Here is a 25,457-nt window from a genome sequence, read left to right on the forward strand (position 1 = left end):
CGCCTGCATGCAAGATTTGCATCCGATACATAGATTCGGATCGAAATCCACAATTCCGTCGGCGCGAGTATAGAGCGAGCGGGTCGGACAAATCTCGACGCACGGCGCGTCGTCGCAATGGTTGCAGCGCATCACGCCGAAATGCCGGTTAACGTCGGGAAATTCACCTTTCTCGATGTATTTGACCCAGGTGCGGAAAACACCCAACGGAACGTTCTGCTCTTCCTTGCAGGCGACCGTGCAGGCGTGGCATCCGATACAAAGATCCTGGTCAATGACGAAACCGTAACGCAAGAATCTACACCAGCCGGCGCGCTTGCCCGTTTGATTCCCGTGCTGTTACCGGGATTTTCTGGTTCCGTTGCACGCGTTGAATCATCTACCTAAAGATTCTCGCGCACAATGGCCTCGACGCCAGGCTCCGGGATGAACTCCGAGTGGGTCCGCCTCGGTCAATTTTGCATCATCAGGGCGGTTCTGGTGTGTAGATTTAACGTGCCGCACGGAACCTTAGGGAGCAGGAACATGGTTGCAAGACAAATTGCAAGGTTAAAGACTTTTAACAAGCTTTATGACTCGTTGGAATTATTAACATATCTCTGCCAAATCCTTTACTCGTGCGAACGGCCAAGCTTAGTCTGATGAGACTCAGAGCGGGAGTTGAGTCTCTTTTCAATTTTGATCGCGCAACAGCGCCTCTTCGGTAGATGCTTGTGGGGCTCCCGCGCTATCTGGGAGGTTCGGAGGAACTTATGAAGATGACAGGAAGAAGACGAACAGATTTTTGGCGAATAGGCCGCGGTATAATACTCGCGTCGTCAGCCACGCTTGCGCTCGCGTTTGCGATCGTAGTTGCTCAATCGGCTCTGATGCCCCGTGAAGTGGCGGCGATCGACGTCAACGGGCCCGCGATTCCGTCCAGCGGAACTGTCTCTGCCGGGCCCGCCGCATTACGAACGGCCGAGGACATGGCGCGCGATTCGGGACTTACAGCGAGTTCAAGCGTTGTAGATGGCGCAATTATCAATGCACCGACGATACCGCTTAGCGAATACAAATCGCTGAAAGCTTGGAGCGCCGAGCCTGTTGGTTCGAAGGGTCCGGGTTCCTCGGGACCAAGCGGAGCGTACGTTCCGGTGACCAAGGGAGTCAATTTTGCCGGCTCCGTGCAGGGTGAAAATGGCAAGAGTTTCGTGCCGCCGGATACGCACATGGCTGCCGGATTGGCAGAACTGGTCGAGACGACCAACTCCTCGATCGACGTCTTCAGTAAGGTGAGCAGCGGCACGCCGGCACTTCTGCGGACGACTTCGCAAAACGCCTTCACTGGCAGTGTGGATACCCTTGGCGACTCGCGAGTCATCTACGATCAGACAGCCAATCGTTGGATCATCACGATCGATGATTTCAGCGGCCTAACGAACGGCGCCAAGCCATCGTACTATTTGGCGGTGTCGAAGACCCCGTATGCGGCTGTAAAAACCGGGGTGGTCGGTTCTGGCTCCTTCTTTGTGTACCCGGTCTTCATCAGCACCAATCCGTCGGGTCTGTTCTATGACTATCCGCAACTCGGCATGGATCAGGATGCGATTCTACTCACCGCGAACATGTTCACTCCCTCTAGCTTTTTCGCCAACATGGTGCATTCGATCGCCAAGCAGAGGATTTACAATGGTCTTGGCTTCAGCTTCAGCATCTTTTTTGCTTCGGCAGCTTCCGGCACCCTAGCTCCCCCGATCCTTCAGAATTTTGACCAGAACCCGAATGACTACTTCCTTGCAGCTCCCGTAGGGTCAGGGAAAACTGCTCTTCACAAGTACACGATGAGCAGCAGCAGCCGGCGCCCGAACAACTTCACCGGGCCAATCAGCATCACGGTAGCGAGCTATACGACGCCGCCGCCACCAGCCACGCAGCCGTCTCCGTGCAATGTCGCGGCGGATCGTCTGGACACTCTCGACGGACGGTTTCAGAACGCGAGTTTCCAAGTCGGCAATAACGTCTGGAACGTACATACCCGTTCGGTTGGCGGATTTGCGAAACCCAAGTTCTACCAGGTTAACGCCGGCACCAATGCGCTGGTGCAGAGTGCGCAGTTCTTCAAGTCTTCCACCTCATTCGACTTTAACCCCTCCATTTCCGGCGTGAATTCGAGTGTTATTGTGAACTGGAGCGCGACCGATCCAGACCACGGCTTGAAGCTGATGGTCATGTTTGGTGGCAGGGTGTCGACCACTGCTCTCAATACGATTAGTGTGCGGGCGACCCCTGCATTCACCAGTCCCGCGTGCCTGACCGGAAGCTTCGATTCCAGGTTTGGCATGCAGCGATGGGGTGACTATTCGACAGTGTCGCTTGATTGGCAGTTTGCCGGAGGTAACGGCATCTTCTGGATTCTCAATGAGGACGCTCCATCAGCAAGTTGGGGCAGCAGAGGCGTCAGAGTCGGCAACTAACCGATACTAGAGTCAGCTCGAAAGGAAGGGCCGCTCGAAAGAGCGGCCCTTTTTCTATTTCGCTGGGCGCCTATCGATGCTCGCGCCACATTTTGCCCGCCGGCGATCTGACCCGAGGCGCGCGCAAAGCGCGGATCTTGGCCGAGGCGGAGATTGTCTCGATGCGCGCTCGGTAGTATCACTCGGCCATGCCGTCAGCCGCCGAAGCTACCGCCTCGCTATCATCCCGAAGCGAACTGCCGCCGGGCCCCGGCTTTATCGCTACGTTCGACTTCGTTCGCAACCCCTTTCGCTTCCTCGACAACTGCTCCCGCCGCTACGGCGAATGGTTCACGGTCCGCGTGCCGGGCGTATCGCCGTTCATCTTCACCAGCGATCCGGCGGCGGTGCGCGAGGTCTTCCTTGGCGATCCCGAGCTGCTGCACGCCGGCGAGGCCAACCGTCCGCTCGGCGCGTTCATGGGCGAGAAGTCGTCGCTGTTCCTCGACGGCGCGGCGCATCTGCACGAGCGGCGATTGTTGCTGCCCGCTTTTCACGGCGAGCGGATGCGCTCCTATGCCGACACGATGTGCTCGGCGGCGGACAAGGCGATCGCCAAGTTCCCGATCGACAAGCCGTTCGCGATTCATCCGTGGATGCGGAGTATCACCTTCGACGTGATCATGCGCACCGTGTTCGGTATAGACGAGGGCGGGCGCGGTTCCGAGTTGCGCGATTTGGTCACGCGCCTGTTCGAGATTTACACCGGGCGCGCGGGCACGCTCTTCGCCATGTCTGCGATGCGCGTCGATCTCGGCCCGTGGAGTCCGTGGGGCAAGGCTGTCCGCTTGCAGCGGCAAGTGGACGCGATTCTCTATGCCGAGTTCAAGTATCGCCGCGCCGAAGGAGTGAACGGCCGCGAGGATATCCTCTCGATGCTGCTCGAGGCGCGCGACGAAAATGGCGAACCGATGAGCGATCGCGTGCTGCGCGATGAGATGCTCACGCTGATGCTCGCCGGGCACGAAACCACTGCCGCCACGATGGCGTGGATCATCAATCGCCTCGTCACGCGGCCCGACGTGATGGAACGCGCGCGCGCCGAAGTCTTGAGCGTGCTCGACGGCGCGCCGATTAGTTCGCAACACGTCGGTTCGCTCAAGTATCTCGAGGCCGTCATCAACGAAACGATGCGCCTCGATCCGGTGATTCCGAACTTCGGACGCGCGCTCAAGGCGCCGATGAAAATCGCGGGACGCGATTTGCCGGCCGGCGTCATGATCGCGCCGTGCATCTACCTGGTTCATCGGCGGCCGGAGCTGTGGCCGAATCCGGATCAGTTCAATCCCGATCGCTTCATCGACGCGCGCCCGAGCCCGTACGCGTTCCTGCCGTTTGGCGGCGGCACCCGGCGATGCCTCGGTGCGGCATTCGCCAGCTACCAGATGAAAGTCGTGATCGCCGACATTTTATCCAAGGTGAATTTGAAGCCGGTGCCCGGATACGTCGCGCGCCCGCTCCGCCGCAGTATCGCGTTCGCGCCGAGCGAGGGGCTGCCGGTTATCGCGAGCCGGTTAGGCAACTGAATCTATGGCGGCGCCGAATTTTATCGTCGAGAAGGACGCCTCGATCACGACGATCACCTTCAACCGGCCCGAGCGGCGCAACTGCCTCGACGCCGGGATAATCCTCGAGTTCGAACGGCATCTACACGCCGTGCGCGACGACCGCGATTGCCGCGTACTGATCGTGACTGGCGCCGGGAGCGCGTTTTGCGCGGGCGCTGACTCCGCGATGTTCAAGAGCGACGCCGGCGCGGCCGACCAACGCCGTCGGATGGGCGAGTTTGGGCGGCGATGGCCGCGCCTGATTGGGCGCGCATTCGATGTGCTCGCAAATCTCGATCAAATCACGATCGGCGCGATCAATGGCTACGCGGTCGGCGGCGGATGGTCGTTTGCGCTGGCGTTCGATTTTGCGATCGCGGTCGAAGCGGCCGAGTTCTGGGTGCCCGAAGTCGATCTGAACGTGCCGTTTCGCGGCGCTCCGGCCAACGTGCTTTCCGCGCGGCTCGGTCCGTGGCGCGCGAAGGAAGCGATCCTGATGTGCCGGCATTATTCGGCAAGCGAACTGTTTGCGATGGGAGTTATCAATCGTGTCGTCAAGCCGGACGAACTGATGCCCGCGGCGCGCGAACTCGCGCTCACGATGGCGGCGAAATCGCCTGACGCGGTGGCCGCCTCGAAGCGCGGTATCAATGCCGTATTCTTCGGCCCACGCCAGTTCTGAATAATCAAGTAGCTATCCGATTCCGGGCGGTGTTTGCTCCGAATCGGAAAAGTAACGGATGATGGTTTTAGGGTACTTGCAGCCTTTTGAGCGCCCTTGAAATCAATGCCAGAAGCAACCATCCGTCCGAACCCGACCGCACACGACCGCGACGATTCCGACGATTCCGCGCGGCCCACGCGCACGTGGGTAACGGTAATCGTGGCGACCGCGGTCCTGTATTTTGCGCGCGAAATCCTGCTGCCGATCGCCGTGGCCGTGGTGCTGGCGGTGATCTTCAGTCCGATTGCGACCCGCCTCGAGCGCTTTGTCGGCCGCCTCGCCGGCGCTGCGATGGTCGTGATCGCCGCAGTCGGCGTGGTCGGCGCACTCGGTTATTTCATGACGATCGAACTCAGCGCGGTGGCGGTCGAGGTCGCCGGCTACCCGACCAATATCGCGAACAAGCTGTCCGGCCTTCAATCGATCACCCCGCCGTGGGTGCAGCGAATCGAGCAGTCGATCGAGGAAGTTCAGCGCCAGGTCGAACGATCGAGTCCGGCGCCCAAGGCGCGCAAGCCGCCGGTGATCGTCGCGCAGGCAACCCCCGCGCCGGTTACCGCCGCGCTGAAGCCGATCATTCCGCTGCTGTCGGCGATTGCGGAGATGGTGCTGGTGACCGTCCTGCTGTTTTTTCTGCTCTATGGCCGCTACGAATTGCGCGATCGAATCGTGCGGCTCGCGACCCGCGCGCGAATCGCGGTCGCGTCGCAGGCGATCGAAGCAGCCGGCGAGGCGGTCGGCCGCTACCTGCTGCTCTTCTCAATGATCAATCTGAGCTTCGGTATCGCGGCCGGACTGGTCGTCTGGATGCTCGGCTTGCCCAATCCGGCGTTCTGGGGCGCGCTCGCCTTCGTGCTCCGATTCATTCCGTATATCGGCGCGATGACGTCCGCGATTTTGCCGACGATCGTCGCCTTCGCGGTCTTCCCCGGCTGGGGCAAATCGCTCGAAGTGCTGGGCTCGTTCCTGATCATCGATCAGTGCGCCGCATGGTTGATCGAGCCTGTCCTGATCGGCCGCGGAATCGGCGTATCGCCGGTCGCGCTGCTGATATCCGTGATGTACTGGACGTGGCTCTGGGGGCCGACCGGGCTGTTGCTCGCAACGCCCTTGACGGCGTGCCTGAAAGTGGCGGGCGACTATATCCCGCAGCTCGGCTTCCTCTCGATTCTGCTCGGCGCCGACAGCACCCTCGAGGACTACCACGACTACTACCGGAGCCTGCTCGAGCTGGATCAGAGCAGCGCGCACTCGATCGCGATTCGTTACTGCGATGAGCACGGGCTCGAGCCGATGTTCGACGACGTTATCGCGCCCGCGCTCATCATGATGGGCGAGGAACGCGAGCAGGATCATATCAGCGAGGCGAACCAGCAGTTTATCGTCGATACCACCCGCGAGCTGATCGTGGAGCTGGGTAATCGCTACGCTAAGCCGCGCATGCGCGGCCGGGTCAGGATGCTCGGCATATGCGCGCCCAGTGAGTCGCACTCGATGGGACTTCATATCCTGTTGGAGTTGCTCCGAATCGATGGCGCCGCTGCGAGCTTCGTCGGCGAGAACAAGACCGCGGACGAAGTCCGCGATTTCGTGAAGCGGTTCGCGCCCGAAGTGGTATGCCTCTCGTGCACGATCAATGATTGCATGCCCGCCGCGGTTGAGCTGGTCAAGGCGATGCGAGCCGATTCGCCGCATCTGACTATAATCGCGGGCGGACGCGCGGCTCTGACCGATCCTGCGGCGCTGCTGAAGGCGGGATGCTCGCAGGTGTACGCCAGCCGCAACGAGGCGCGCCGCGCAATCAGGCGGCTCGCGTTTCAGCGCCGCCGCCGGGTCGCGATCGCGGAGCTGCCGCCGCAGCGCCAACTCGGCTAGCGCGCCAGAGCCAGAAAGAAATTTTCCGAAGCCCCTTACGGGTTTCGGGCTTCCCGTCCCATTAAGGATGCGCGCTACGCGCTGTTAGTAAGGGGCGATGGAGATCACCAGCGAACGAAAATCCTTGCTTGTCTGCGGCGTGCGTATCGGATACATGCGAAACACGAGTAGATCCCCAAATCGAGGAACCCATCGATGGCAGAATTGAAAAATCGCCAGTGGCTGCTGGCTTCACGCCCGCAAGGATTGATCAAGGAAAGCGATTTCCGCTGGAACGAAGCGACCACGCCGGCGCTCAAGGACGGCGAAGTGCTGCTTCGCAATCTTGCGTTTTCGTTCGACCCAACCCAGCGCGGATGGATGTCGATGGATACCTACATGCCCGCGATTCCGCTCGGCGAAACGATGAAAGCCGGCGCAGTGGGGCAGGTGGTCGAGTCGAAAAAATCGGGCTTCGCGAAGGGCGACCTCGTGCAAGGTCTCTTCGGCTGGGAGGACTACACGATTAGCGCCGGCGGCGGTCTGATGGGCCTGCAGAAGCTGCCCGCCGGCACCGATCCGCTGCTCGCGCTCTCGCTGCTCGGCACCACGGGGTTGACCGCATGGGTCGGCACGATCGACGTCGGCCAGGTCAAGGCGGGCGACACCTTCGTCGTGTCGGGGGCGGCAGGCGCGACTGGTTCGGTGGCGGGCATGATCGCGAAAATCAAGGGATGCCGCGTGATCGGAATCGCGGGCGGACCCGAGAAGTGCGCGTGGCTCACGAAGGAGGCCGGCTTCGACGGCGCAATCGATTACAAGAACGAGCCGGTCGGCGCGGCGCTCTCGAAGCATTGCCCGAAGGGAATCGACGTGTACTTCGACAACGTCGGCGGCGAGATTCTCGACCATTGCCTCGCGCGGCTGGCCGATCGCGCGCGGGTGGTGCTGTGCGGCGCGATCTCGCAATACAACGAGGCGCAGGGCGTCGCGGCGCATCCGCCGAAAAACTATTTCAACCTGATTTTCCACGGCGCGCGGATGGAAGGATTCCTGGTATTCCACTTCGCGCAGCATTTTCCGCAAGCAATCGCCGAGATGTCGAAGTGGTACGCGGAAGGCAAGCTGAAGAACAAGATCGATTTGGCGAACGGACTCGAGAACGCGCCCAAGACGATCATCCGCCTGTTCACCGGAGCGAACTTCGGCAAGCAACTGCTGAAGCTCGCCGACCCGGCCTGAGCGCGATGGTGACCGGATAGAATCGCGGCGGCGGAATCTTCCACGATGAGCGGCGAAGCGAATCTGTATCACGAAGGCGCGGCGCGCGTCGTCGAATGGATGATGCGCGACGGCCGCCACGTGACGCGGATGCGCGAGTTCGGCGACGAGATGTGCCGGCGGATCGCGGCGGCGGGAATCCCGCTGTGGCGCGCGTTGTGCTCCGTCGCGACGCTGCATCCGCAGATCGCGGCGACCGCTTATATCTGGCGGCGCGACGAACCGGGCGCCAAACGCATGACGGCCACCCACGCCTTCGAACGCGATCCCGCGTTTTCGACCAGCCCGATCGCCGAAGTCCAGCGCACCGGTATCGCGATCCGCCGCAAGTTGTGCGACCCGGCCTGTCCGATCGATTACCCGGTGCTCGAAGAATTCAGGCAGCAGGCCGGCACCGATTACGTTGCGATGCCGATGCTCTGTTCGAGCGGCGACGTCAACGCGATCACCTGGCTTACCGACCATCCGGGCGGTTTCACCGAAGCGGAAATGGCGGGACTCGCCAACGTCGCAAACGCGCTCGCGATTATCGTCGAGTTGCAGGCGACGCGCCGAATCGCGCGCCATCTGATGGATACCTACGTCGGCCATCGCACCGGCGAGCGCGTTCTTCGCGGCGCGATCACGCGCGGCAGCGGCGACGCGATTCGCGCCGTCATCTGGTTTTGCGATTTGCGCGGCTTCACCACGCTCGCCGATTCGATGCCGCGCGAGCGCCTGCTCGCGCTGCTCAACGATTACTTCGAAACGATGGTGAACGTCGTGACCGAGGAGGGCGGCGAGGCGCTGAAATTCATGGGCGATGCGATGCTTGCGATCTTCGAGCTGGGTGCGACCGAGGACCCCGCCGATCGATGCAGCGCCGCGCTCCGTGCCGCGCATTCGGCCGCCGAGCGAATCGCGAAGCTGAATCTCGAACGCCGCGCCGCGGGCGAGGCGGAAATTCACTACGGCCTCGCGCTTCATCTGGGCGAAGTAACCTACGGCAATATCGGATCGCGCACGCGGCTCGATTTCACCGTGATCGGGCCCGCGGTGAATCACGCGGCGCGGCTCGAAAAACTCGGCTACGAGCTCGGTCGCGCGGTCGTCACCTCGGCCAGTTTTGCGGCATGCTCGCCGGCGGAGCATCTCGAGAGCCTTGGCCTGCACAATCTGCGCGGCGTTACCGAAGCGCAGGAGGTATTCGCCCCGACGATCGATCGCGCACGCGCGTTTGCGACCTTGGAAAAATAGTCAGCTGACTCAGGTGGGCCACGATATCAAGCCGCCGGACTGTTTCGTTATGTTGCGTGGCGGCGACACTTGGAAGGAGAGCAGGGAGCCTCGGGGCAGAACGGAGGGAAGATCTTGTTCGCCGGCGGTATGAGCGCCGACGGTGGCGATCTGGCTTCGACCGAGCTCTACGATCCCGACACCAACACCATTGCGCCCGGCCCGGCAATGAACACCCGCCGCTTCGGACATACCGCGACGGTAATTCTGTCGGGAAAAAATGCGGGCAAGATTCTGATCGCCGGCGGCTAGAATGAGGACGTGGACAAAAATGGCGGAGGCATCTTCCTCAAGCTGTCTTCGACGGAGCTCTACGATCCGGCGACCAACACCTTTGCGCCGGGTCCTGAGATGAATTGGAGACGGCTTGACGCGGTCGCCGTCCAGTTGCCGCCCGCTTCCGTCCGGCCGCATTAGCAAGGCGTTGAAATTGACGGTTAGAGCGCGGCTGCGCTGACCCGGTTGGATTTCACCGTTATTGGCCCCGCGATGAATCAGTCGGCGCGTCCTAACCGGTTCGATTCGATTACAGTCGCCACGAATAGAGCAGGGCGCCGGACCTCAGTCGTCGATGCGCGGACCCGCCTGCATGTAGGCAATCGCCACACCGTCGAGCGGCGCGACAATCCGTGCAATCTGCCCGCCCTGGATTGCCTGCTTCGGCGACGTCGCCTCGAGGCCGTTGTCGCGCGCGACCGCGACCGCGCGCGCGATGTCGGCGCACATCAGCGCAACGCCCCAGCATCCGGGGCGATTCCGCGTCGGCGCCACCACCTCGATCACTGTCTGCTCCAGCTTGAAGAACGCCTGCCGCACGCCGTGGCCGGCCTCGCGGATACGCTTGCAGGGCACTCCGACGGCCTCATTCGCAGCGATTGCGTCTTCGAGCACCGGCGTCATTACGACGAGATGCTCGAGATACTCGACGGTATTCTGATTGGCGCCGCAGATCGCTCTGAGACGTTGCGCTCGCGATTCGAGGCCGAGCCGCGCGCCGGTAGCGCCGGTGATCACCCCGGGCAGCGACGACGCCAGCAATTCGGCATCGACGGTCGCTTCCGACCATCCCGGCAACGCGATCGCATTGCCGCGTATCGACGCCGATTCTCCGCGATCGCTGGCGCCCCAGATCCATCCGATAATTCCGCCGCCGCGTTCCGCCGCCTCGCGCAAATGATCGTTCAACGGTCCGCGGCTGTTTGAGTCCGCCGCCGCGCACAGATCGATTTCGATTGCGCCCGCCGCGAGCCGCGCGATACTCAGTCTGCCGCCCTCGAACGTCCCCGGCGCGACGCCGAATCCTGCCCGCCGCCAATTCTCGCGCGACGCCTCAAGGTCGCGTACCGCAACCAACATCCGCTCGATATATTCGATTTTCATCCCGGTGGTCCTCGGCCCGCTTCAGAGCATCCGTAGGCGCTCGACGATCGCGGGGCCGAATTGTTCGAAGTGCCTGGTATTCCAGGTATAGACCGCCTCTGCTCCCGCCTTCAGGGCGCACTGGGCAATCAGTGCGTCATAGATTGTGCCGCCAATTACCCCCGCGGCGCCGGCCTCCTTGATCGCAGCGTGGTATTCGTCGCCCGTGAGCGAGATGAGCTTCAGGCGCTCTCGAATGTTTTCCAGGAAGAGCAGCACCTGCTCGCCACTCAAACGATGCCGCCCGGGCAGACGGGTCATCGTCGCGTACACTTCGGCCAGACTATGAGCGGCGCAGCAATCCCGTTTCTTGTCGGCTTCGACAAACGCGTTCAGACTGCGCTCATGATGCTCATGATCCTCGAGAAAGACCGGAATCAGCACTGAGGTGTCGAAGAACGCCCTCACCGGCCTGGCCGGAGGTTTCGATCATTGCGTTCGCTTCGCACCTGTTCGAGTGTTTCCCGAACAGTCGAGGCCGACAGCGGTTCGCCGCAGTGGAAGACCCAGACCCCGCGCTTTTTTCGGAGCTCTGCTGTGCCGCGTAAGGGCCGCAGAGTAATGCAGTCGTTCAGGCTCTCCAGTTCCAATTGGTCGCCCGCGGCGAGCTGCAGTTTGTCACGCAGCGGCTTCGGAAGCACAATTCTGCCTAGTTTATCCATCTTCAGTTTGGCGATCATGCCGCCATTATGGACTGGAATTTGGCATTAGCAAATACCATCGGAGAAATCGTGCTGATTCTTTTCGACAATACCTGGACTCGCTTGCTTGGCGCGGAAGTCTTTATTCGCGTCGGCCTTGCCATGATAATCGATGTCTAAACGACTGGATTGGTGCCATGACAGAATGTAGCTTTATAAAGCCATCAGTTTTTCGACGCGAAAGGGGTGATCGATGAAGGTCTCGTGGCAGACGCTCCAGTCCGAAGCGCTTCAACGCCTGCAGGATTTGATCAGGCTCGATACCACCAATCCGCCGGGTAACGAGCGAATCGCCGCCGATTACCTCGCCGAGGCGCTGGGCGCGAATCAGATCAGTTCCGTGATTCGTGAAGGCGGGCCTACTCGCGCCAACCTGGTCGCGCGAATCGCCGGCAGGGACGCGTCGAAGGGCGCGCTGCTGCTCTCGTCGCATACCGACGTGGTGCCGGTCGAGCGCTCAGGATGGACGCGCGAGCCGTTCAGCGGCGAGATTTTCGACGGCTGTGTCTGGGGCCGCGGCTCGATCGACATGAAGTCGAAGTGCGCGATGGACCTCGCGGTGATGACCGCGATGAAGCGCGCGGGCGTCACTCCCGATCGCGGCGTGATCATGGCGGCGGTCGCCGACGAGGAGGCCGGCTCCGATCTCGGCGCGAAGTTCCTCGTCGAGCGGCATCCCGAGTTGGTGCGCGCCGACTACGTGCTCAACGAAGTGGGCGGCTTCACGGTCCATCTCGGCAGCCGGCGCTTCTATCCGATCCAGGTGGCGGAAAAGGGCTTCGTCACGATCAAGATGAAGGTCACGGCGCCGCCGGGGCACGGCTCGATGCCGCGGCAGGATACCGCGATCGCGCGCATCTCGGAGCTGATCACGAAAATCGTGCGCACCCCGATGCGCAAAAAGGTCTCGCCCTTCATGCGCCAGATGCTCGACGAGATAGGCATCCCGCTCGAATCGGCGGGCACGCTGTTCCAGCCGATGCTCGCGAACACGGTCTCGCCGACGATTCTGCGCGCGGGCTACAAGGACAACGTGATTCCCGGCGAAGCGACGATCGTGCTCGACGGCCGCACGCTGCCCGGCGAAGATCCCGAGAGCTTCATGGCCGAACTGCGCGAGATCGTCGGGCCCGAGCCCAGTTTCGAACTGCTCAAGACCGCGCCGCCAGCGGAAACCAGTCCCGACACGCCGCTGTTCAAGTTGATTCAGCGCCGCGTCGAGGCCGCCGACCCCGGCGCGCGCGCGATCGCCTGGATGATCCCCGGCGCGACCGACAACAAGTTTTACTCGAAGCTCGGTGCGGCGTGTTATGGATTTTCGCCGGTGAAGCTCGAGCCGCACATGCCGTTCGGCTCGCTCTATCACGGCAATGACGAGCGGCTGCCGATCGCCGGCTTCCACTGGGGACTAAGGGTTTACGCCGAAGTGGTGCTCGAATTTCTCGGGATCAAATTCGACGAAGTATTTAATTGATTGGGGGCGGGTTCGGTATAACCCGCTCGCCTCGCGGCGCGACAACGGAGCGTCGGCCTGAAAAAATTAGCGGGCGGAGCTGGTCTTTTCGCCCGCCGCGAGCGGCGTAAATGTCATCAGCAATCGCGACGGCTGCTCGAGCGGGATTACCGCGAAGTGCTCGACTGGCGACATGTTCAGCGTGATCGTCGTCGCCGACGAACTGCTCGAAACGTCGCAATCCTTGAAGATCGATTTGTCGAACACCAGATGCGTCTGCAGGCTCGCATCGGGCGTGACGTCCTTCAGCACAACCGTTGCCGTCGAGCCGCTCGAACTGCTATCGAGATGCTTTTCGAATTGCACCGGACCAGTCAAATCCAGCACGACCGTCAGCGGCGGGTCGTTCGCCGACAATCGAATCGTCTTCAGCGTCGCGGGACCGGTCGCCGGCGATTGCGATACCGATAGCGGAGGATCGGCGCGCTTGGGCGCGTCCGCTGGCTGCATCTCATGCAATGAAGGAGCGGATGCCTCCGGCGCGGCAGCAGACGCCATCACGGGAGCCCCGGACGCCGCGGGAGCAGCCGCGCCAAACATCGCAGCCGCCTGCGCTTGCGCGTTCGCCGCGACACTTGTCGCCGGCGCCGGCGCCGCAGTCATCGCTCCGACCTGCGCCTGCGCCGCCGATGCGATATCCGTCGCCGCGCCGGATTTGGCCGCCTTGGGAGCGGGCGCTGCCGCCGAACCGAGGTTCGGCAATCCGTCGGCGCCATAGGACGACGACGATGCCGCTCCATCCCTCATCCGGCCGCCCTCGTCGCGCTGCCGCACCACGACCTTGTCCGGCGTCACGGTTCCGTCACCGGGGTAACCTGTCTCTGCCAGCACCAGCGGCAGCGGGTCTTCTTCCGTATCGACCGGCTGATGCAGCTTGGCGAGTTCGGCGCGCCCCTTCTTCGCGTAGTTGCTATCGGGAAAATGCTTGTCGAGCGCCGCGAACGCTTGTGCCGCCGAGTATTTCTTGCCCTCTTTCTTGAGCGAGATGCCGAGTTCGTAGAGCGCGTCGGGCGCGACCGGACTGTCCGGATATTTTTGCATCAACTCGGCAAAGCGCGATTCCGCCGCGCGGAAGTTGGCGCGCTTGTAATAGTAATTGCCGACGACCAGGTAGTTCCGCGCCAGCATCTCGCGGCATACGACGATATGCTCGTGGGCAAGCTCGGCGAAACTGCCCTCGGGAAAACGCTGCTCCAATTCATGGAACCGCTTCAGCGCCTGCTGGGTCTTGGTCTGATCCTGGTCCTCGCGGCCCATCTGATCGTAGTAGCTCATCCCGATGTAGTAGGTGACCAGCTCGAGGTTCTTGCTGGTGGGATGCATGCGCTGGAAGTCGTCGAGCGAGCCGATCGCCTCCGCGTATTCTTTTTCCTCGTAGTGCGCGAGCCCGATCCTCATCTCGGCATCCTCGGCATACGGGCTGAAGGGGTATTCGTCGATCAGCTTCTGGTAATTCTCGATCGCCGATTTGTATTCCTTCTCGGCGAACATCATCTGGCCCTGCGCGTAATAGTCCTCGCCGGTCGGTTTCTTGCGGAGACTGCACGCGGCCACGAGCAGCAGAGAAAAAGCCACCAATATCAACAAAGCGCGCTTCATTTGAATGACGTGGGAAAGGTTAGACAACGATGTCGGGCAATGCAATGCAAGCCGCGGATGCGCCGCTGTGGAGAATCGATGGCCGGGACATTGAAAAACCGCGCTCTCGCGAGTTCTTTCCTGCTGCTTGTCGCCCAATTCGGGTTGAGTGGCGCACATCTAGGATAATCTAGGATGAAAATCGCTCAACGCGGTTTCCGAAATGATGCGGCAAAAATCGGCTTGCCGGCCGCGACATACTTGCGCGCGAAGCCCGTCCGCTCCGCGCCGGGCGCCGCTTCCGCGGCCCGGATCAATCCCGCCGCGTCCATCAGCGGGAAAATCTCGGACGCATAATCGCGCACGTCGGTCGCCACATACGCAATCGCGCCGGGCTCGAGCGTTCGATAAATGTTCGCCGCCAGCGTCGGCGTGAACAGCCGATGCTTCACGTGGCGCTCCTTCGGCCACGGATCAGGAAAATAAATGTGGAACGCGCTCACGCTCGAGGTCTCGAGCATCAGGTTGACCAGCGTGCGCGCGTCCATCCGCGCGACGCGCAGATTGTCGATCCCCGCGCGGCCGCATCGCACGGCCAGCACTCGCGCGATCGTGCCCGACAGTTCGACCGCGATAAAATCGCGCTCTGGAAACTCGGCGGCGCGCTCGATGATGAATTCGCCCTTGCCGGCGCCGATCTCGATTTCGATCGGCGCGCGGCGGCCGAAAATCGCGGGCGGATCGATCGCGAAGAGGTTGGGGTCGGACTGGAGCATCATCCGTTCGCCGATCTCGCGCGCCTGGGGATGTCCCCAGATGCGCGCGCCTTTTCTTAACCGCGCCATCGCTCCGCCGACGATAGCCGCCCCCACGATACTCCGCCATAAGCGCGCACATCCGGGACGAGGCCGCTCCATTCCACTCCCCGAGCGGAGGCTAAACTTTCCGTCATGCTGCGCGGACGGCTTCCGTCTTATACCTCCTTATACCTCGCCCGTTATTTTACGGGAGAGGGCGCCGAGGTCGCGGAACGCGACGAGGCAGGTGAGGGTGCGGGATCGCTCATCACAGCAGAAGATCCGGGACCCGTTCGCCTCCGCTCAGGCTGCGGCTCAGGGTGACAAAGTGGCGAGGCTGGCTTCTGCCGGATATTCACTCCGCCGCAGGCGCATCGAGTAAGAAGTGACGGTGATCCTTCGGCGGTTCGGGCCGTCGAACCGAACGTAAGGCTGTCATGATCGCATCTTTGGACGCCTATCTCGTGTAAGATTCAAAAATCCCCATGGATGCGATTATGCTCATCGATAAGCCGGCCGGGATTTCGTCCGCCGAAGTCGTCCGCCGCGTCAAGGCGCGCGTCAAGCCGGCGCGCGTGGGCCATCTCGGCACACTCGATCCGTTCGCCACCGGACTCTTGCCAATCATGATCGGCGAAGCGACCAAGCTCGCGCCGTTTATCGATGGTGGCGACAAAACATACGCCGGGTTAATCCGGCTCGGCGTCGAGACCGACACGCTCGATCGTGACGGCGAGGTCGTCCGCACCCTGGCAGTGCCGCAGATATCGATCGAGCTGCTCGACGACGTCGCGGCACAGTTCCGCGGACCGATCGAGCAGGTACCGCCGATATTCTCGGCAATCAAGCGCGCCGGGGTGCCGCTCTATCGGATGGCGCGGCGCGGCGACGCGGTCGAGCCGCCGGAAAAACGGCGGGTCGAGATCAAGCGGCTCGAACTGACGCTTGAAGGAGCCGACGCGATTCGATTCGTCGCGCGATGCTCGCCCGGCACCTACGCGCGCTCGCTGGCGCGCGATATCGGGCTCGCGCTCGGCACGGTTGCGCATCTGGAGGAGTTGCGGCGCACGCGCAACGGTTCATTCTCGATTGACGACGCGTCGCCGTTGCCTGACGTGCTCGCCGCGATGGATTCCGATGACGCCTCGATTCGCGCGATCAGCCTGCGCGACGCTCTTCCGGCGATACCGGAAGTCAGCGTCGATGAAGTCATCGAAAATCGGCTCCGCAATGGCGATTCGAGCGCGCTCGATTCGCTGAATTCGGCGTTCGCGCCGCGATTCAAAGTGATCTCGCGCGACGGCGATTTGATCGCGGTCGCGAAAGCGACCTCGCGCGCGACTGCGACGATCGAGCGTATCTTCAACGCCTCGGATTGACCGCGCTCCGCTGCCCGAAGCCGCGCGCGTCAGGCGCTGGTCGCCGCAGCCGCGGCCGGCTCAGCGCGCTTGCCCGGCTCGGTGCCGACCAGCAGGCCCTTGTCGAGGCGATAGACCGTATCGACGTAGCGCTCGGCGCGCGGATCGTGCGTGACCATCACGATCGTCTTGCTGAACTGCCGATTCAGGTCCACCAGCAGGCTTAAGATTTCCTCCGCCGATTTCGCATCGAGATCGCCGGTCGGTTCGTCGGCGACGATAATCGTCGGATCGGCGACGATCGCGCGCGCGATCGCCACCCGTTGTTCCTGTCCGCCGGATAGCTGGCGCGGATAGTGATCCATCCGGTCCGACAATCCGACCACGCGGAGCGCCGTCTCGACATGCGAGCGCCGATCCGCCTTGCTGAGATTCGTCAGCAGCAGCGGCAACTCGACGTTCTCGAACGCGGTCAGCACCGGAATCAGGTTGTAGAACTGGAACACCAGCCCGATATGGCGCGCGCGCCAGCCGGCGAGGTCGCGCTCCTTCATGCCGGTGATTTCCTCGCCGCCGACCGCAACCCGGCCGGTGGTGGCGTGGTCGATACCCGCGATCAGGTTGAGCATCGTGGTCTTGCCGGAGCCGGACGGACCCATGATCGCGACGAAGCGGCCGGCCGGAATCTGGATCGTAACATCGTCGAGCGCGCGCACTTCGAACTCGTCGCGCTTGTAAATACGAACTACGTGCTCGAGATCGATTGCATACTTGGCGTCCATCGCGACCTCCCTTTCACTCTTCTTGAGCAATCACTTCGCGGCGGCGCGAAGCGCGAATGCATCGAATTGATGTGCGATTCAACCTGTGACGACTAATCAGGATGCAGTGATTCGGCCGCGGATGGAAGCGCGCGCCGCACTAATCATCCGCCCGAAATTGCTCGGTCCGTCGAGCGGCGCAATCCGCGCGCCGGCCTCGCTGAGCGCTCGCATCTCGGCGGGTGCCGGCTCGCTGCCGACCACATAGTCCCAAAGCGGCGTCGTCACGCCGAAAATCTGGCCGGGCTTGTGAAAGTGATGCGCCAGATGGCGCGCCCTCAGCCGACTCTCGACACTGCCGATCGGTTTCGAGAAATGAATCCGGTAGTGGATCAATTCGTAGCACGCAAAGCCCGCGGCGATTCCTCCCAGGAAAATCATTCCGCGCGTCGCACCGAACAGATAGAGCCCACCCAGCAGCACTGCGAGCGTTGGAATCCACGCGCCCAGCGCAAACACCGCGCGCGGATCGCGATGATGCACCTGATGCATCGGCGTGACGAACGTCCGATGCGCATGGCCCATCACGCCGTGGATGACGTACTCGAGCATCGTCCACGCGAGAATCCCGGCCGCAAAAATGACGCAATCGATCATCATCGCAATCATGATCGTAGGTGCTGGAATCGCCGCGCGCAACGCAGCCGCTCGCTTGCACTGGACGGCGGCCCGAGCCCATCGACGCGCCGCGACGTTCGCTATTTTCCGACTCCGGTCAGCGTAACGTGCTGCGGCGAGTTGCTCGCATTGTTGATGATATCGAGCGTGTCGGTCTGCGTGCCGATGGAAGCGGGCGTGAAGGTAACGCCGATCTTGCAAGTCTTGCCTTTGGGCAACGCCTTCCTGCAGGTAGTCGAGCTGCCATTGACCTTGAACTCGGAGTTCTTTTCCGTAGCGAAGCTGAAGATGGAAGCATCGCCGGAGTTGCTTTTCGGATTTTTGATTTTGACGAACTTGATCTTGCTGGTCGCTCCTACTTTCGTCTTGAACTTAAGCACTGATGGCGATGCACTTAGCGGACCTATAGGAGTCGGCGTCGCGGTGGGAGAGGGCGTTCGAGTCGGCGTCCTGGTAGCGGTTCTAGTTGCTGTTCGCGATGCTGTCCTGGTTGCCGTTCTGGTCTGAGTCGGGGTTCGCGATGGCGTCCTGGTAGCCGTAGCGGTTCGGGTTGCGGTGCGGGTCGGCGTTCGACTCGAAGTCGGCGTCGGCGTCGCAGTTACTCCCTTACCAGAGAGACTCACGGTCGCTGGACTGCCCGGCGCAGCGAAACTGATTGATAGTGTCCCGGGAATACTGCCCGTGCCAGAAGGTGAGAATCTGACCTGAACCACACAGTTTGCACCCGGGCTCAACGAGGCACCACAGGTACTGGTTTGAGTATAGTCGGAAGTGGTCGAAATACCGGAGATAGTGATCGTGGCGGTGGAGTTACTGGTTACCGTCACATTCTGCGGTGCGCTCAATGTTCCTACCTGCTGGTTGCCGAAGCTGAGGCTGGTTGGTGAAACCCCGATCGCTGGCACGCCGGTTCCCGTGAGCGAAGCCGTTTGAGGGCTGCCGGACGCATCGTCGGTAACGGAGAGAGTCCCGGTCCTGACGCCACCCACCGTCGGCGTGAAGGTCACGTCAATCGAGCAACCTGCAAGCGGGGCTATCTGGCTTCCGCAAGTGTTGGTTTGCGAGTAGTCGCCGCCGCTGACCGAGATATTCGAAATGTTTAGCGGCACCGCCTGGAAATTCTTAATTACAAACGACTGCTTCGCTGTCGAACCCAGCGCGATACTGCCGAAGTTCTTTGAGGATGGAGATAACCTGACCCCGCTCGGCGAGCTTTCGTCATACTTAAGCACGCGATTGTTACGGGAATCCGCAATGTGGACGTTGCCCTGAGAGTCGAGTGCTACGGAAAAGGGGAGGCATAAGCTGTCCGCGGAAGGGGCAACGCCGCCCCTATTGCAACCCTGTTTGAAGAAGTCAGATTGTCCAAAAACAGTCGTTGGCTGTCGGCTCGACAGCGGAGCATCGAGTTCCAGTACGCGGTTGTTACGTCTATCCGTAATGAAAAGCCGTCCGAATTTATCGGTCGCCAGACCACTCGGGCCGCATAAGGTCGTTTGACTGGCCGGGCTGCAGTTGGTTGCGAAGGTGCCATAGACGCGGTCCGGCACAACGCCGGTATGAAGCGGATCGTCAAACTCGAAAACGTTTGTTTGTGGACTCGAAACATACAGATTGCCAAACATGTCGACCGCCACGCCAGCGGCGCCGTATACCCCAAACTTTAAATCTGGGGCAGTCTTTGTAACCGGAGCGTTGAACTCAAAAACGAGGCTAGTATTCGCGTTCGTAAACCAGAGATTTCCTGCAGGGTCAAAAGCGATACCGCTTTGTTGTTGCATGCCGGGAAACGTGCTGTCGCGGAACACCCAGTCAGCCACTCGATCAGTCGTATAGGGCGAGTCGAAGCGCAGCAGTCGTTGGTTCCCGGAGTCCCCGACATAGACGTTGCCGGCGGGATCCACACCTACAACGGTGGGATGATTAAGATTTGATAGTCCACTACCCGACGCATTGCTCAGCAAATCCGGTTGTCCCAACACCAAATCTGCCGCGGTCCCATTTGCGAACGCTGAAGCGTCGCTGTAGCCGAGAACTCGGTTGTTTATCGAGTCTGCTATGTAAAGTCGATTGGGTGTGATGCTCATGTCCAGCGCGATGCCTTGAGATGAATACAATTTCTGCCCGTTGAAATTGTCTGTCGTGTCGTGGGTAAAATCCGCCTGACCTAGTACAAGGTCCGCGTCCGCGCCATTTGTGGCGGGTGCAGTGTAAGCAAGAACCCGATTGTTGGTAGAGTCCACGACGTACGGATCGTCATTGCCGTCAAAAGCTATGCCTGACGGTGTGCACAGGCTGCCAGCTGAAATTCCTCCCGCGTTACAGGTTGTATTAGTAAAGCTGCCGCCCTGTCCGAGCACAAAGCTCGCCAAAGTATTCGCGCCGAATGGTGCTTCGAACTCCATGACGCGGTTCTGATTTGATACCCAGAGATTTCCGCTCGAATCGACCGCAACGCCCGCGGGCGCGCACGTGCTACCGACATCTGGCCCGGCACATCCGTTTGTTGTGAAGGTCCCATTCTGGCCGAATACCCGATCGGCCACCGCGCTCGTGAGAGGCGAATCGAATTCCAGCACCCGGTTGTTGCCAGTGTCGGCCACAAAAAGATCTCCCGAGGAATCCAGAGCGAGGTAGCTTGGACCGCTCATACTCGAGGCGCTCAATCCTCCATGATTAGGGTCGCCGGAGAAAAAGTCCGGCTGGCCGAATACTCTTGTCGGCTGCTTACTGACTAAAGGATTGTCGAATTCGAGAACGCGATTGTCTTGATCCGAAACGTAGAGATTTCCGGCGGTGTTCACAGCGACGCCGAAAGGAAAACAAAGCTCCGTCACCGTACACTGGCCAGATGTCACAAAATCGGAAGCCCCGAAAACTCGATCCGCCACACTATCCGTCGTGAACGGGGAATCATACTCGAGCATTCTGTGGTTACCCGAGTCGACTATGTACAGGTTCCCCGCGCCATCAACCGCCAATGTCGTTGGATTCCATAAAGTCGATGCAGAGACAGGGGGCGGATTTGGATTCGGTGTGTAGAAATTGGGTTGGCCGATTACAATATCTGCCGCGGATCCGTTGGCGAGCTTCGTGACATCGCTGTAGCCAAGTACTCGGTTGTTAGCGGAATCGGCGACATAAGCGCGGTTCGGCGTGACGCTGGTGTCTAGCGCTACCGCCTGAGGCCCGTTGAGGCCAATCGCGTCAGGATAGTTTGGAGCGTTATGCGTGAAATCAGGTTGTCCGAGTACGCGATCGGCGGTCGTGTCGTTGACCACTGCGGACGCGGTGAAAGCTATTGCGATCGCGATTACCGCAAGCAGCAGGGTCAATCGAAATCTGACTTGCCTGTTCAGTGGAATCTCCGGACTTTAGGGACGCAGGCAAGCTATCACCTGGACTGTGCTCGATATACCAAATGCACACGGTATCTCACTAACGCAGCCGCTCGATTGCATCGGCGGCGGCGGCGCGGGGAACTTGACCTCCTATTCTGGAATGGAATAGTCTGGTTACGAATAGGAGGTCACCCCCATGTACGATTCCGACAATCCATTTCTGAACGGCAACTATGCGCCGTGGCGCGAAGAGGGCGAGGCCTACGATTTGGAAATCGAGGGCGAGTTGCCGCGCGAGCTAAACGGCGCGCTGTATCGAATCGGGCCGAATCCGCATTTCATGCCGGCCGGGCGCTATCACTGGTTCGACGGCGACGGGATGGTGCATGCGTTCATCCTGCGCGACGGACGCGCCGCGTATCGCAATCGCTACGTGCGCACCGACGGGCTGAAGGCCGAGATGAAAGCCGGGCGGGCGCTCTTCGGCGGACTTATCGAGCAGCCGCGCGAAATGTCGCCCGATGTGCCGCCGTTCAAGAACGCGGCGAACACCAATATCATCGGCTTCAACAATCGCTTGCTCGCGCTCTGGGAGGCGGGCCTGCCGCACGAGCTTAAGCCCGAGACGCTAGAAACGATCGGCCTCTATGACTTCGGCGGGAAAATTTCGGGGCCGGTGACGGCGCATCCGAAGTTCGATCCGGCAAACGGCGATCTGCTGTTCTTCGGCTATCAGCCGTTTCCGCCATACGTGACGTGGTATCGCGCGGGCCGCGACGGCAAGCTGCTCGAGACGCGCGCGATCGAATCGAAAATTCCGGTGATGATGCACGATTTTATCACCACCGATAACTACGCGATCTTCTTTGTCTGTCCGTCGGTGTTTCATATCGAGAACGCCGGGCAGGGCAAGCCGCTGCTGATTTGGGAGCCGCAGCATGGCACCAGGATCGGCGCGATGAATCGGCATACGGGCGACGTGAAATGGTTCGAGGACGAAGCGTTCTTCGTGTTTCATTTTCTGAATGCGTACGAGGAAAACGGCTCGCTGGTCGTCGATGGATGCCGCATGAAGGCGCTCGACATGACGGGTACGTCGTTCGGCGGGAATCCGCCGATGCCGTGGCGATGGAATCTCAACCTGAAGGACGGATCGATTCGGCAAAATCAGATCGATGAAGTGTCGGGCGAGTTTCCGCGGCTCGATGAACGCCTCGCGGGAAGGAAGCATCGCTATGGATACTTCGCCGGCGGCAACGCCGACGAGCGCACCAACGAACCGGGCTTCCAGGCGCTGCTGAAGCGCGACTATCAGACCGGCAAGCTGGAGCAGCATACGCTCGGGGCGAACTTCGCACCGGGCGAGCCGGTGTTCGTGCCGCGCGACGCCAAGTCGGCCGAGGACGACGGCTGGGTGCTCGCGGTGTGGTACGACTCGGCGCTGAATCGCAGCGAGATGATCGTACTCGACGCGCAGAACTTCACCGGCAAGCCGGTGGCGCGGGTGAAATTGCAGCATCGCGTGCCGTGGGGCTTTCACGGCAACTGGGTGCCTGCGGTGGAAGTGCGGGGCTGATCGCGAATCGAGCGAAGGCGAGGGCGGTTACCAGGGGATAGGTGTGAAAAGGGCGACGAAAAAAGCGCGCGTATCGCGGGCGCGCAAGTCAATCAAGCGGGGCGCGCGGAGCGGCGAGATCGAAAAACGCGGCTTCACGCGTCCGCCGCCGCGCAAGAAGACCACGCTTGAGCACGCGCTGCTCGGATTGATCGCCGAGATGCCCGGAATCAGCGGCTACGACATCATGAAGGTGTTCGACCTGTCGATGACGCATTACTGGCACGCGCATCAGGGGCAGATTTATCCGACGCTCGAGCGGATGGTGCAGTTGGGCCTGATCGCCAAGCGCGACGTGATCCAGACCGATCGGCCGAACAAGCGGCTCTACACGATCACGCCGGCGGGTGAGCGGGTGCTGGTCGGATGGCTTGGGAGTCCGTTCGAGGGCGTCGCGCTGAAGCATCCGCCGCTGCTCAGATGCCGGTTCCTGGGGCATCTCGGAGCCGACGGCGCAATCGAGATGCTTACGGAAGAACGCGAGGGATGGGAGCGCTACCTGAAAGTTTATCTCGAGCTGGAGCGCGACTACTTTTCCGGCAACAAGGCTCATAGCAACGTCAATGCGATGTTCTCGTGGTTCACGCTGAAGCGCGGGATCGATTGGATGAAGGAGAACATCCGATGGTGCGACTGGGCGATGGACGAGATCGAGGGCAATCGCAAGCTGTTCCCGGCGGTCGACATGCGCGCGGGACTGAGACCGATCGTCCCGTTCGATCTGGCGCGCCACGGCGAGCCGCGCGTGAGCTTCGCGGAATCGCAGCGAAGGCACGCGGGAGATGCGGACGAGGATGATGAGCCCGCCGCTAGATTAGCAGCAGAGCGCGTTGATCGCGGGCGATAGCAGACTGGCGGAGAGGATTGCCGCGCAGCTTGCCGCTATCGTGGTTGAGCGGCGCCATCCCCACCAGCTTGGCGACTTCGGCGCGATTGAGCCGGCCCAACTCCGGCAGCCGCGCGAGCAGTGCGCTGCACAGCACCGGCCCCACCCCTGGGCACGCTGCGCAACAGCGCGCGCTTATCGCTCCAGATCGGTGAACTTTTGATCGCCTGGTCGAGGTCGGCGTGCTCGGCATACTGCGCCAACAGCCGCGCGTCGAGCCGGTCGGTCTTGGCCAGCTGCCCGATACTGCGCGCGTAGTCCCGCACCCAGCGCGGGTTGACCACCAGCACCGGCAGCCCGGCCCGCCGCCGGGTCGGCGCCGCCACTCCGCGCCGATCATTGGCGAGGCTCAAGCGCTCGCCGCTCGGCCGCACCGCCAGCTCCAGTCCTTCTTTCGCTACGTCTACTCCCGCGTACACCTTCGGTGCTTCCCTCGTCGCCTCCGCCGGCGCCGGCCGAGTCCCGCCTTGCACATTCCGAGCTCGCCGCATAAAGGCGGCTCCTGCGACTGTTCGGACTGTCGTCCGGCTAAATTTGCGGCGCGCCGATTCCTGCTCACCCGCGGCCTCCGCCGACCCAGGGTGCTGCGATCTGCCGCGCCGCCTTCTATCTTGCGCAGCACTCTTCGAGATACAAGGGTGCTGCATCGCGCGTCGGAGAAAAAGATCTTGGATCCTACGCGACGCGATTGATTTTCGGCGCCGTCGGAATCGCGCCGCCGCCCATCACCGCCTCGAAGAATCGCCTCAACTCATCGCGCAATTCACCCAGCGCGATTCCGCGATGCACCACCGGCATCGAGTCGATCTTCGCGGATGATTTCGCGTACAGACTTCGCGCGCCGTCGAGATTCCCCCTCTGCGCGTGCAGGATAGCGACCGCCGCCTGAATCATTCCCTGCAGAAAGAGCTTCTCGTCACCTTCCGCGCGCAGCCAGATTTCTTCCCACACTTCGTGGCATTCGAAGAATCGGCCTTCGTTGAAAAGCTCGATCCCGCGCTCGAAAACTTCCTGATGATGCGAACGCGTCACGCGATTCAGGTCGCCGATCGATCGATCCATTTCTCAATCTTAGGCGGTCGATAAGCCGCCAAGCGATCAAGCATCGCGATCGGCTCAGTCTCGACCAGCAGCATCCCGCGATGCTGACTGCGAAGAAATCGTTCATCGACGGCGTGATCGAGGAACGCGAGCATTTGTGTGTAATAGCCGCCGACGTTGAGCAATCCGCAGGGCTTCGTATGCTCGCCGAGTTGCGACCACGTGAGCACTTCGAAGAATTCGTCGAGCGTGCCGAGCGCACCGGGCATCGCGATGAACCCGTCGGCCAGATCGGCCATCGCCGCCTTGCGCTCATGCATCGAGCGCACGACGCGCAGATCGGGCAATCCGCGATGCGCCACTTCGTACTTCACCAGCGACTCCGGAATCACGCCGACCACGTCGCCACCAGCCTGCAGCACCGCGTCGGCGATAGCACCCATCAGGCCCACGCTCGCGCCGCCGTACACGAGGCCAATCCCGCGCGCGGCCATCGCACGCCCAAGATTCACCGCCGCATCGATGTATTCCGGTGTGCGGCCCGGACTCGATCCGCAAAACACGCAGACGCGCTTCAACTCCACGAAAATCTC

Annotated in this window: 24 protein-coding genes and 1 pseudogene; 12 read left to right on the top strand and 13 right to left on the bottom strand. The window is 61.4% G+C overall.

What is annotated here, in order from left to right:
* The coding region (locus Q7S58_RS18995; RefSeq protein WP_304829714.1) for a 4Fe-4S binding protein at positions 1 to 294 on the bottom strand (294 nt) is incomplete at its 3' end.
* Positions 295 to 869: 575 nt separating this feature from the next.
* Between Q7S58_RS18995 and Q7S58_RS19000 the strand changes: the two genes are divergently transcribed.
* The 7 genes from Q7S58_RS19000 (at position 870) to Q7S58_RS19030 (ending at position 9,428) form a co-directional block, all read left to right on the top strand.
* Positions 870 to 2,456, top strand: a complete 1,587-nt coding sequence (locus tag Q7S58_RS19000; protein WP_304829717.1) for a hypothetical protein — start codon at positions 870 to 872, stop codon at positions 2,454 to 2,456.
* A gap of 188 nt (positions 2,457 to 2,644) precedes the next feature.
* On the top strand, positions 2,645 to 4,021 hold the full coding sequence (locus Q7S58_RS19005) for a cytochrome P450 (RefSeq protein ID WP_304829720.1): 1,377 nt from the start codon (positions 2,645 to 2,647) through the stop codon (positions 4,019 to 4,021).
* 4 nt (positions 4,022 to 4,025) lie between these two features.
* Complete coding sequence (locus Q7S58_RS19010; protein WP_304829723.1) at positions 4,026 to 4,724, top strand: enoyl-CoA hydratase/isomerase family protein; 699 nt, start codon at positions 4,026 to 4,028, stop codon at positions 4,722 to 4,724.
* A gap of 105 nt (positions 4,725 to 4,829) precedes the next feature.
* Complete coding sequence (locus Q7S58_RS19015; protein WP_304829727.1) at positions 4,830 to 6,641, top strand: AI-2E family transporter; 1,812 nt, start codon at positions 4,830 to 4,832, stop codon at positions 6,639 to 6,641.
* Positions 6,642 to 6,836: 195 nt separating this feature from the next.
* Positions 6,837 to 7,862, top strand: coding sequence for an NADP-dependent oxidoreductase (locus Q7S58_RS19020; protein ID WP_304829730.1), 1,026 nt, complete (start codon positions 6,837 to 6,839; stop codon positions 7,860 to 7,862).
* Between the two features lie 45 nt (positions 7,863 to 7,907).
* Entirely contained in the window at positions 7,908 to 9,137 is a 1,230-nt protein-coding gene (locus tag Q7S58_RS19025) for an adenylate/guanylate cyclase domain-containing protein (RefSeq protein ID WP_304829733.1), read from the top strand.
* A gap of 114 nt (positions 9,138 to 9,251) precedes the next feature.
* Positions 9,252 to 9,428: a kelch repeat-containing protein gene (locus Q7S58_RS19030; protein WP_304829736.1), complete on the top strand. Its 177-nt coding sequence runs from the start codon at positions 9,252 to 9,254 to the stop codon at positions 9,426 to 9,428.
* Positions 9,429 to 9,737: 309 nt separating this feature from the next.
* Here the strand turns inward: Q7S58_RS19030 and Q7S58_RS19035 are convergent, their stop codons facing one another.
* Genes Q7S58_RS19035 through Q7S58_RS19045 form a run of 3 tightly spaced genes read right to left on the bottom strand, consistent with a single transcriptional unit; the run spans position 9,738 to position 11,275 of the window.
* A complete protein-coding gene (locus Q7S58_RS19035) occupies positions 9,738 to 10,556 on the bottom strand; it encodes a hypothetical protein (RefSeq protein WP_304829739.1) in 819 nt (272 codons plus the stop codon).
* A gap of 21 nt (positions 10,557 to 10,577) precedes the next feature.
* On the bottom strand, positions 10,578 to 11,003 hold the full coding sequence (locus Q7S58_RS19040) for a PIN domain-containing protein (protein WP_304829742.1): 426 nt from the start codon (positions 11,001 to 11,003) through the stop codon (positions 10,578 to 10,580).
* Positions 11,000 to 11,275 carry an AbrB/MazE/SpoVT family DNA-binding domain-containing protein gene (locus tag Q7S58_RS19045; RefSeq protein WP_304829745.1) on the bottom strand — a complete coding sequence of 92 codons (276 nt, stop codon included), beginning with the start codon at positions 11,273 to 11,275 and terminating at the stop codon, positions 11,000 to 11,002. The genes Q7S58_RS19040 and Q7S58_RS19045 overlap by 4 nt, the downstream gene beginning before the upstream one ends.
* 9 nt (positions 11,276 to 11,284) lie before the next feature.
* On the opposite strand from Q7S58_RS19045, the gene Q7S58_RS19050 reads away from it, so the two are divergent.
* Positions 11,285 to 11,416, top strand: coding sequence for a hypothetical protein (locus tag Q7S58_RS19050; protein WP_304829748.1), 132 nt, complete (start codon positions 11,285 to 11,287; stop codon positions 11,414 to 11,416).
* 73 nt (positions 11,417 to 11,489) lie between these two features.
* Entirely contained in the window at positions 11,490 to 12,770 is a 1,281-nt protein-coding gene (locus tag Q7S58_RS19055) for a M20/M25/M40 family metallo-hydrolase (RefSeq protein ID WP_304829751.1), read from the top strand.
* A gap of 66 nt (positions 12,771 to 12,836) precedes the next feature.
* On the opposite strand, the gene Q7S58_RS19060 is transcribed toward Q7S58_RS19055, so the two are convergent.
* Together Q7S58_RS19060 and Q7S58_RS19065 are read right to left on the bottom strand one after the other, a co-directional pair.
* Entirely contained in the window at positions 12,837 to 14,408 is a 1,572-nt protein-coding gene (locus Q7S58_RS19060) for an outer membrane protein assembly factor BamD (protein ID WP_304829754.1), read from the bottom strand.
* Between the two features lie 185 nt (positions 14,409 to 14,593).
* Positions 14,594 to 15,259 carry a tRNA (guanosine(46)-N(7))-methyltransferase TrmB gene (locus tag Q7S58_RS19065; protein WP_304829757.1) on the bottom strand — a complete coding sequence of 222 codons (666 nt, stop codon included), beginning with the start codon at positions 15,257 to 15,259 and terminating at the stop codon, positions 14,594 to 14,596.
* Positions 15,260 to 15,681: 422 nt separating this feature from the next.
* Here Q7S58_RS19065 and truB point away from each other — a divergent pair, with 422 nt between their 5' ends.
* The gene (truB, locus tag Q7S58_RS19070; protein WP_304829760.1) at positions 15,682 to 16,563 is read left to right on the top strand and encodes a tRNA pseudouridine(55) synthase TruB; all 882 of its coding nucleotides are present in this window, start codon (positions 15,682 to 15,684) and stop codon (positions 16,561 to 16,563) included.
* 29 nt (positions 16,564 to 16,592) lie between these two features.
* On the opposite strand, the gene Q7S58_RS19075 is transcribed toward truB, so the two are convergent.
* From Q7S58_RS19075 to Q7S58_RS19085, 3 genes are all read right to left on the bottom strand, one after another.
* Positions 16,593 to 17,324, bottom strand: a complete 732-nt coding sequence (locus Q7S58_RS19075) for an ABC transporter ATP-binding protein (protein WP_304829763.1) — start codon at positions 17,322 to 17,324, stop codon at positions 16,593 to 16,595.
* A gap of 96 nt (positions 17,325 to 17,420) precedes the next feature.
* Complete coding sequence (locus Q7S58_RS19080; RefSeq protein ID WP_304829766.1) at positions 17,421 to 18,002, bottom strand: sterol desaturase family protein; 582 nt, start codon at positions 18,000 to 18,002, stop codon at positions 17,421 to 17,423.
* 59 nt (positions 18,003 to 18,061) lie between these two features.
* On the bottom strand, positions 18,062 to 21,316 hold the full coding sequence (locus tag Q7S58_RS19085; RefSeq protein ID WP_304829770.1) for a choice-of-anchor D domain-containing protein: 3,255 nt from the start codon (positions 21,314 to 21,316) through the stop codon (positions 18,062 to 18,064).
* Between the two features lie 202 nt (positions 21,317 to 21,518).
* Here Q7S58_RS19085 and Q7S58_RS19090 point away from each other — a divergent pair, with 202 nt between their 5' ends.
* Complete coding sequence (locus tag Q7S58_RS19090; protein WP_304829773.1) at positions 21,519 to 22,898, top strand: carotenoid oxygenase family protein; 1,380 nt, start codon at positions 21,519 to 21,521, stop codon at positions 22,896 to 22,898.
* A 43-nt stretch (positions 22,899 to 22,941) separates the two neighbouring features.
* Positions 22,942 to 23,784, top strand: coding sequence for a PadR family transcriptional regulator (locus Q7S58_RS19095; RefSeq protein ID WP_304829776.1), 843 nt, complete (start codon positions 22,942 to 22,944; stop codon positions 23,782 to 23,784).
* Here Q7S58_RS19095 and Q7S58_RS22330 read toward each other — a convergent pair.
* The 4 genes and pseudogenes from Q7S58_RS22330 to Q7S58_RS19110 all read right to left on the bottom strand — a co-directional run bounded on the left by Q7S58_RS22330 (position 23,747) and on the right by Q7S58_RS19110 (position 25,442).
* Positions 23,747 to 24,016, bottom strand: a complete 270-nt coding sequence (locus Q7S58_RS22330; protein ID WP_370655552.1) for a transposase — start codon at positions 24,014 to 24,016, stop codon at positions 23,747 to 23,749. The genes Q7S58_RS19095 and Q7S58_RS22330 overlap by 38 nt on opposite strands.
* Before the next feature lie 4 nt (positions 24,017 to 24,020).
* Positions 24,021 to 24,125: pseudogene (locus Q7S58_RS22335) on the bottom strand (IS110 family transposase); the annotation flags it as partial.
* A 373-nt stretch (positions 24,126 to 24,498) separates the two neighbouring features.
* The gene (locus Q7S58_RS19105) at positions 24,499 to 24,885 is read right to left on the bottom strand and encodes a DUF309 domain-containing protein (protein ID WP_304829782.1); all 387 of its coding nucleotides are present in this window, start codon (positions 24,883 to 24,885) and stop codon (positions 24,499 to 24,501) included.
* Positions 24,861 to 25,442 carry a TIGR00730 family Rossman fold protein gene (locus Q7S58_RS19110; RefSeq protein WP_370655553.1) on the bottom strand — a complete coding sequence of 194 codons (582 nt, stop codon included), beginning with the start codon at positions 25,440 to 25,442 and terminating at the stop codon, positions 24,861 to 24,863. The genes Q7S58_RS19105 and Q7S58_RS19110 overlap by 25 nt, the downstream gene beginning before the upstream one ends.
* Positions 25,443 to 25,457 lie beyond the last annotated feature (15 nt).

The sequence above is a fragment of the Candidatus Binatus sp. genome (assembly GCF_030646925.1).
GTDB lineage: Bacteria > Desulfobacterota > Binatia > Binatales > Binataceae > Binatus.

What these genes read in the sequence shown, in the direction of transcription:
- Q7S58_RS19060 (WP_304829754.1), bottom strand. Translation starts at nt 14,408, where the DNA reads ATGAAGCGCGCTTTGTTGATATTGGTGGCTTTTTCTCTGCTGCTCGTG.
- Q7S58_RS19055 (WP_304829751.1), top strand. Translation starts at nt 11,490, where the DNA reads ATGAAGGTCTCGTGGCAGACGCTCCAGTCCGAAGCGCTTCAACGCCTG.
- Q7S58_RS19075 (WP_304829763.1), bottom strand. Translation starts at nt 17,324, where the DNA reads ATGGACGCCAAGTATGCAATCGATCTCGAGCACGTAGTTCGTATTTAC.
- Q7S58_RS19025 (WP_304829733.1), top strand. Translation starts at nt 7,908, where the DNA reads ATGAGCGGCGAAGCGAATCTGTATCACGAAGGCGCGGCGCGCGTCGTC.
- Q7S58_RS19020 (WP_304829730.1), top strand. Translation starts at nt 6,837, where the DNA reads ATGGCAGAATTGAAAAATCGCCAGTGGCTGCTGGCTTCACGCCCGCAA.
- Q7S58_RS19105 (WP_304829782.1), bottom strand. Translation starts at nt 24,885, where the DNA reads ATGGATCGATCGATCGGCGACCTGAATCGCGTGACGCGTTCGCATCAT.
- Q7S58_RS19010 (WP_304829723.1), top strand. Translation starts at nt 4,026, where the DNA reads ATGGCGGCGCCGAATTTTATCGTCGAGAAGGACGCCTCGATCACGACG.
- Q7S58_RS19035 (WP_304829739.1), bottom strand. Translation starts at nt 10,556, where the DNA reads ATGAAAATCGAATATATCGAGCGGATGTTGGTTGCGGTACGCGACCTT.
- Q7S58_RS19045 (WP_304829745.1), bottom strand. Translation starts at nt 11,275, where the DNA reads ATGATCGCCAAACTGAAGATGGATAAACTAGGCAGAATTGTGCTTCCG.
- Q7S58_RS19090 (WP_304829773.1), top strand. Translation starts at nt 21,519, where the DNA reads ATGTACGATTCCGACAATCCATTTCTGAACGGCAACTATGCGCCGTGG.
- Q7S58_RS19000 (WP_304829717.1), top strand. Translation starts at nt 870, where the DNA reads ATGCCCCGTGAAGTGGCGGCGATCGACGTCAACGGGCCCGCGATTCCG.
- Q7S58_RS19050 (WP_304829748.1), top strand. Translation starts at nt 11,285, where the DNA reads ATGGACTGGAATTTGGCATTAGCAAATACCATCGGAGAAATCGTGCTG.
- truB (WP_304829760.1), top strand. Translation starts at nt 15,682, where the DNA reads ATGCTCATCGATAAGCCGGCCGGGATTTCGTCCGCCGAAGTCGTCCGC.
- Q7S58_RS19005 (WP_304829720.1), top strand. Translation starts at nt 2,645, where the DNA reads ATGCCGTCAGCCGCCGAAGCTACCGCCTCGCTATCATCCCGAAGCGAA.
- Q7S58_RS22330 (WP_370655552.1), bottom strand. Translation starts at nt 24,016, where the DNA reads ATGCCGAGCACGCCGACCTCGACCAGGCGATCAAAAGTTCACCGATCT.
- Q7S58_RS19015 (WP_304829727.1), top strand. Translation starts at nt 4,830, where the DNA reads ATGCCAGAAGCAACCATCCGTCCGAACCCGACCGCACACGACCGCGAC.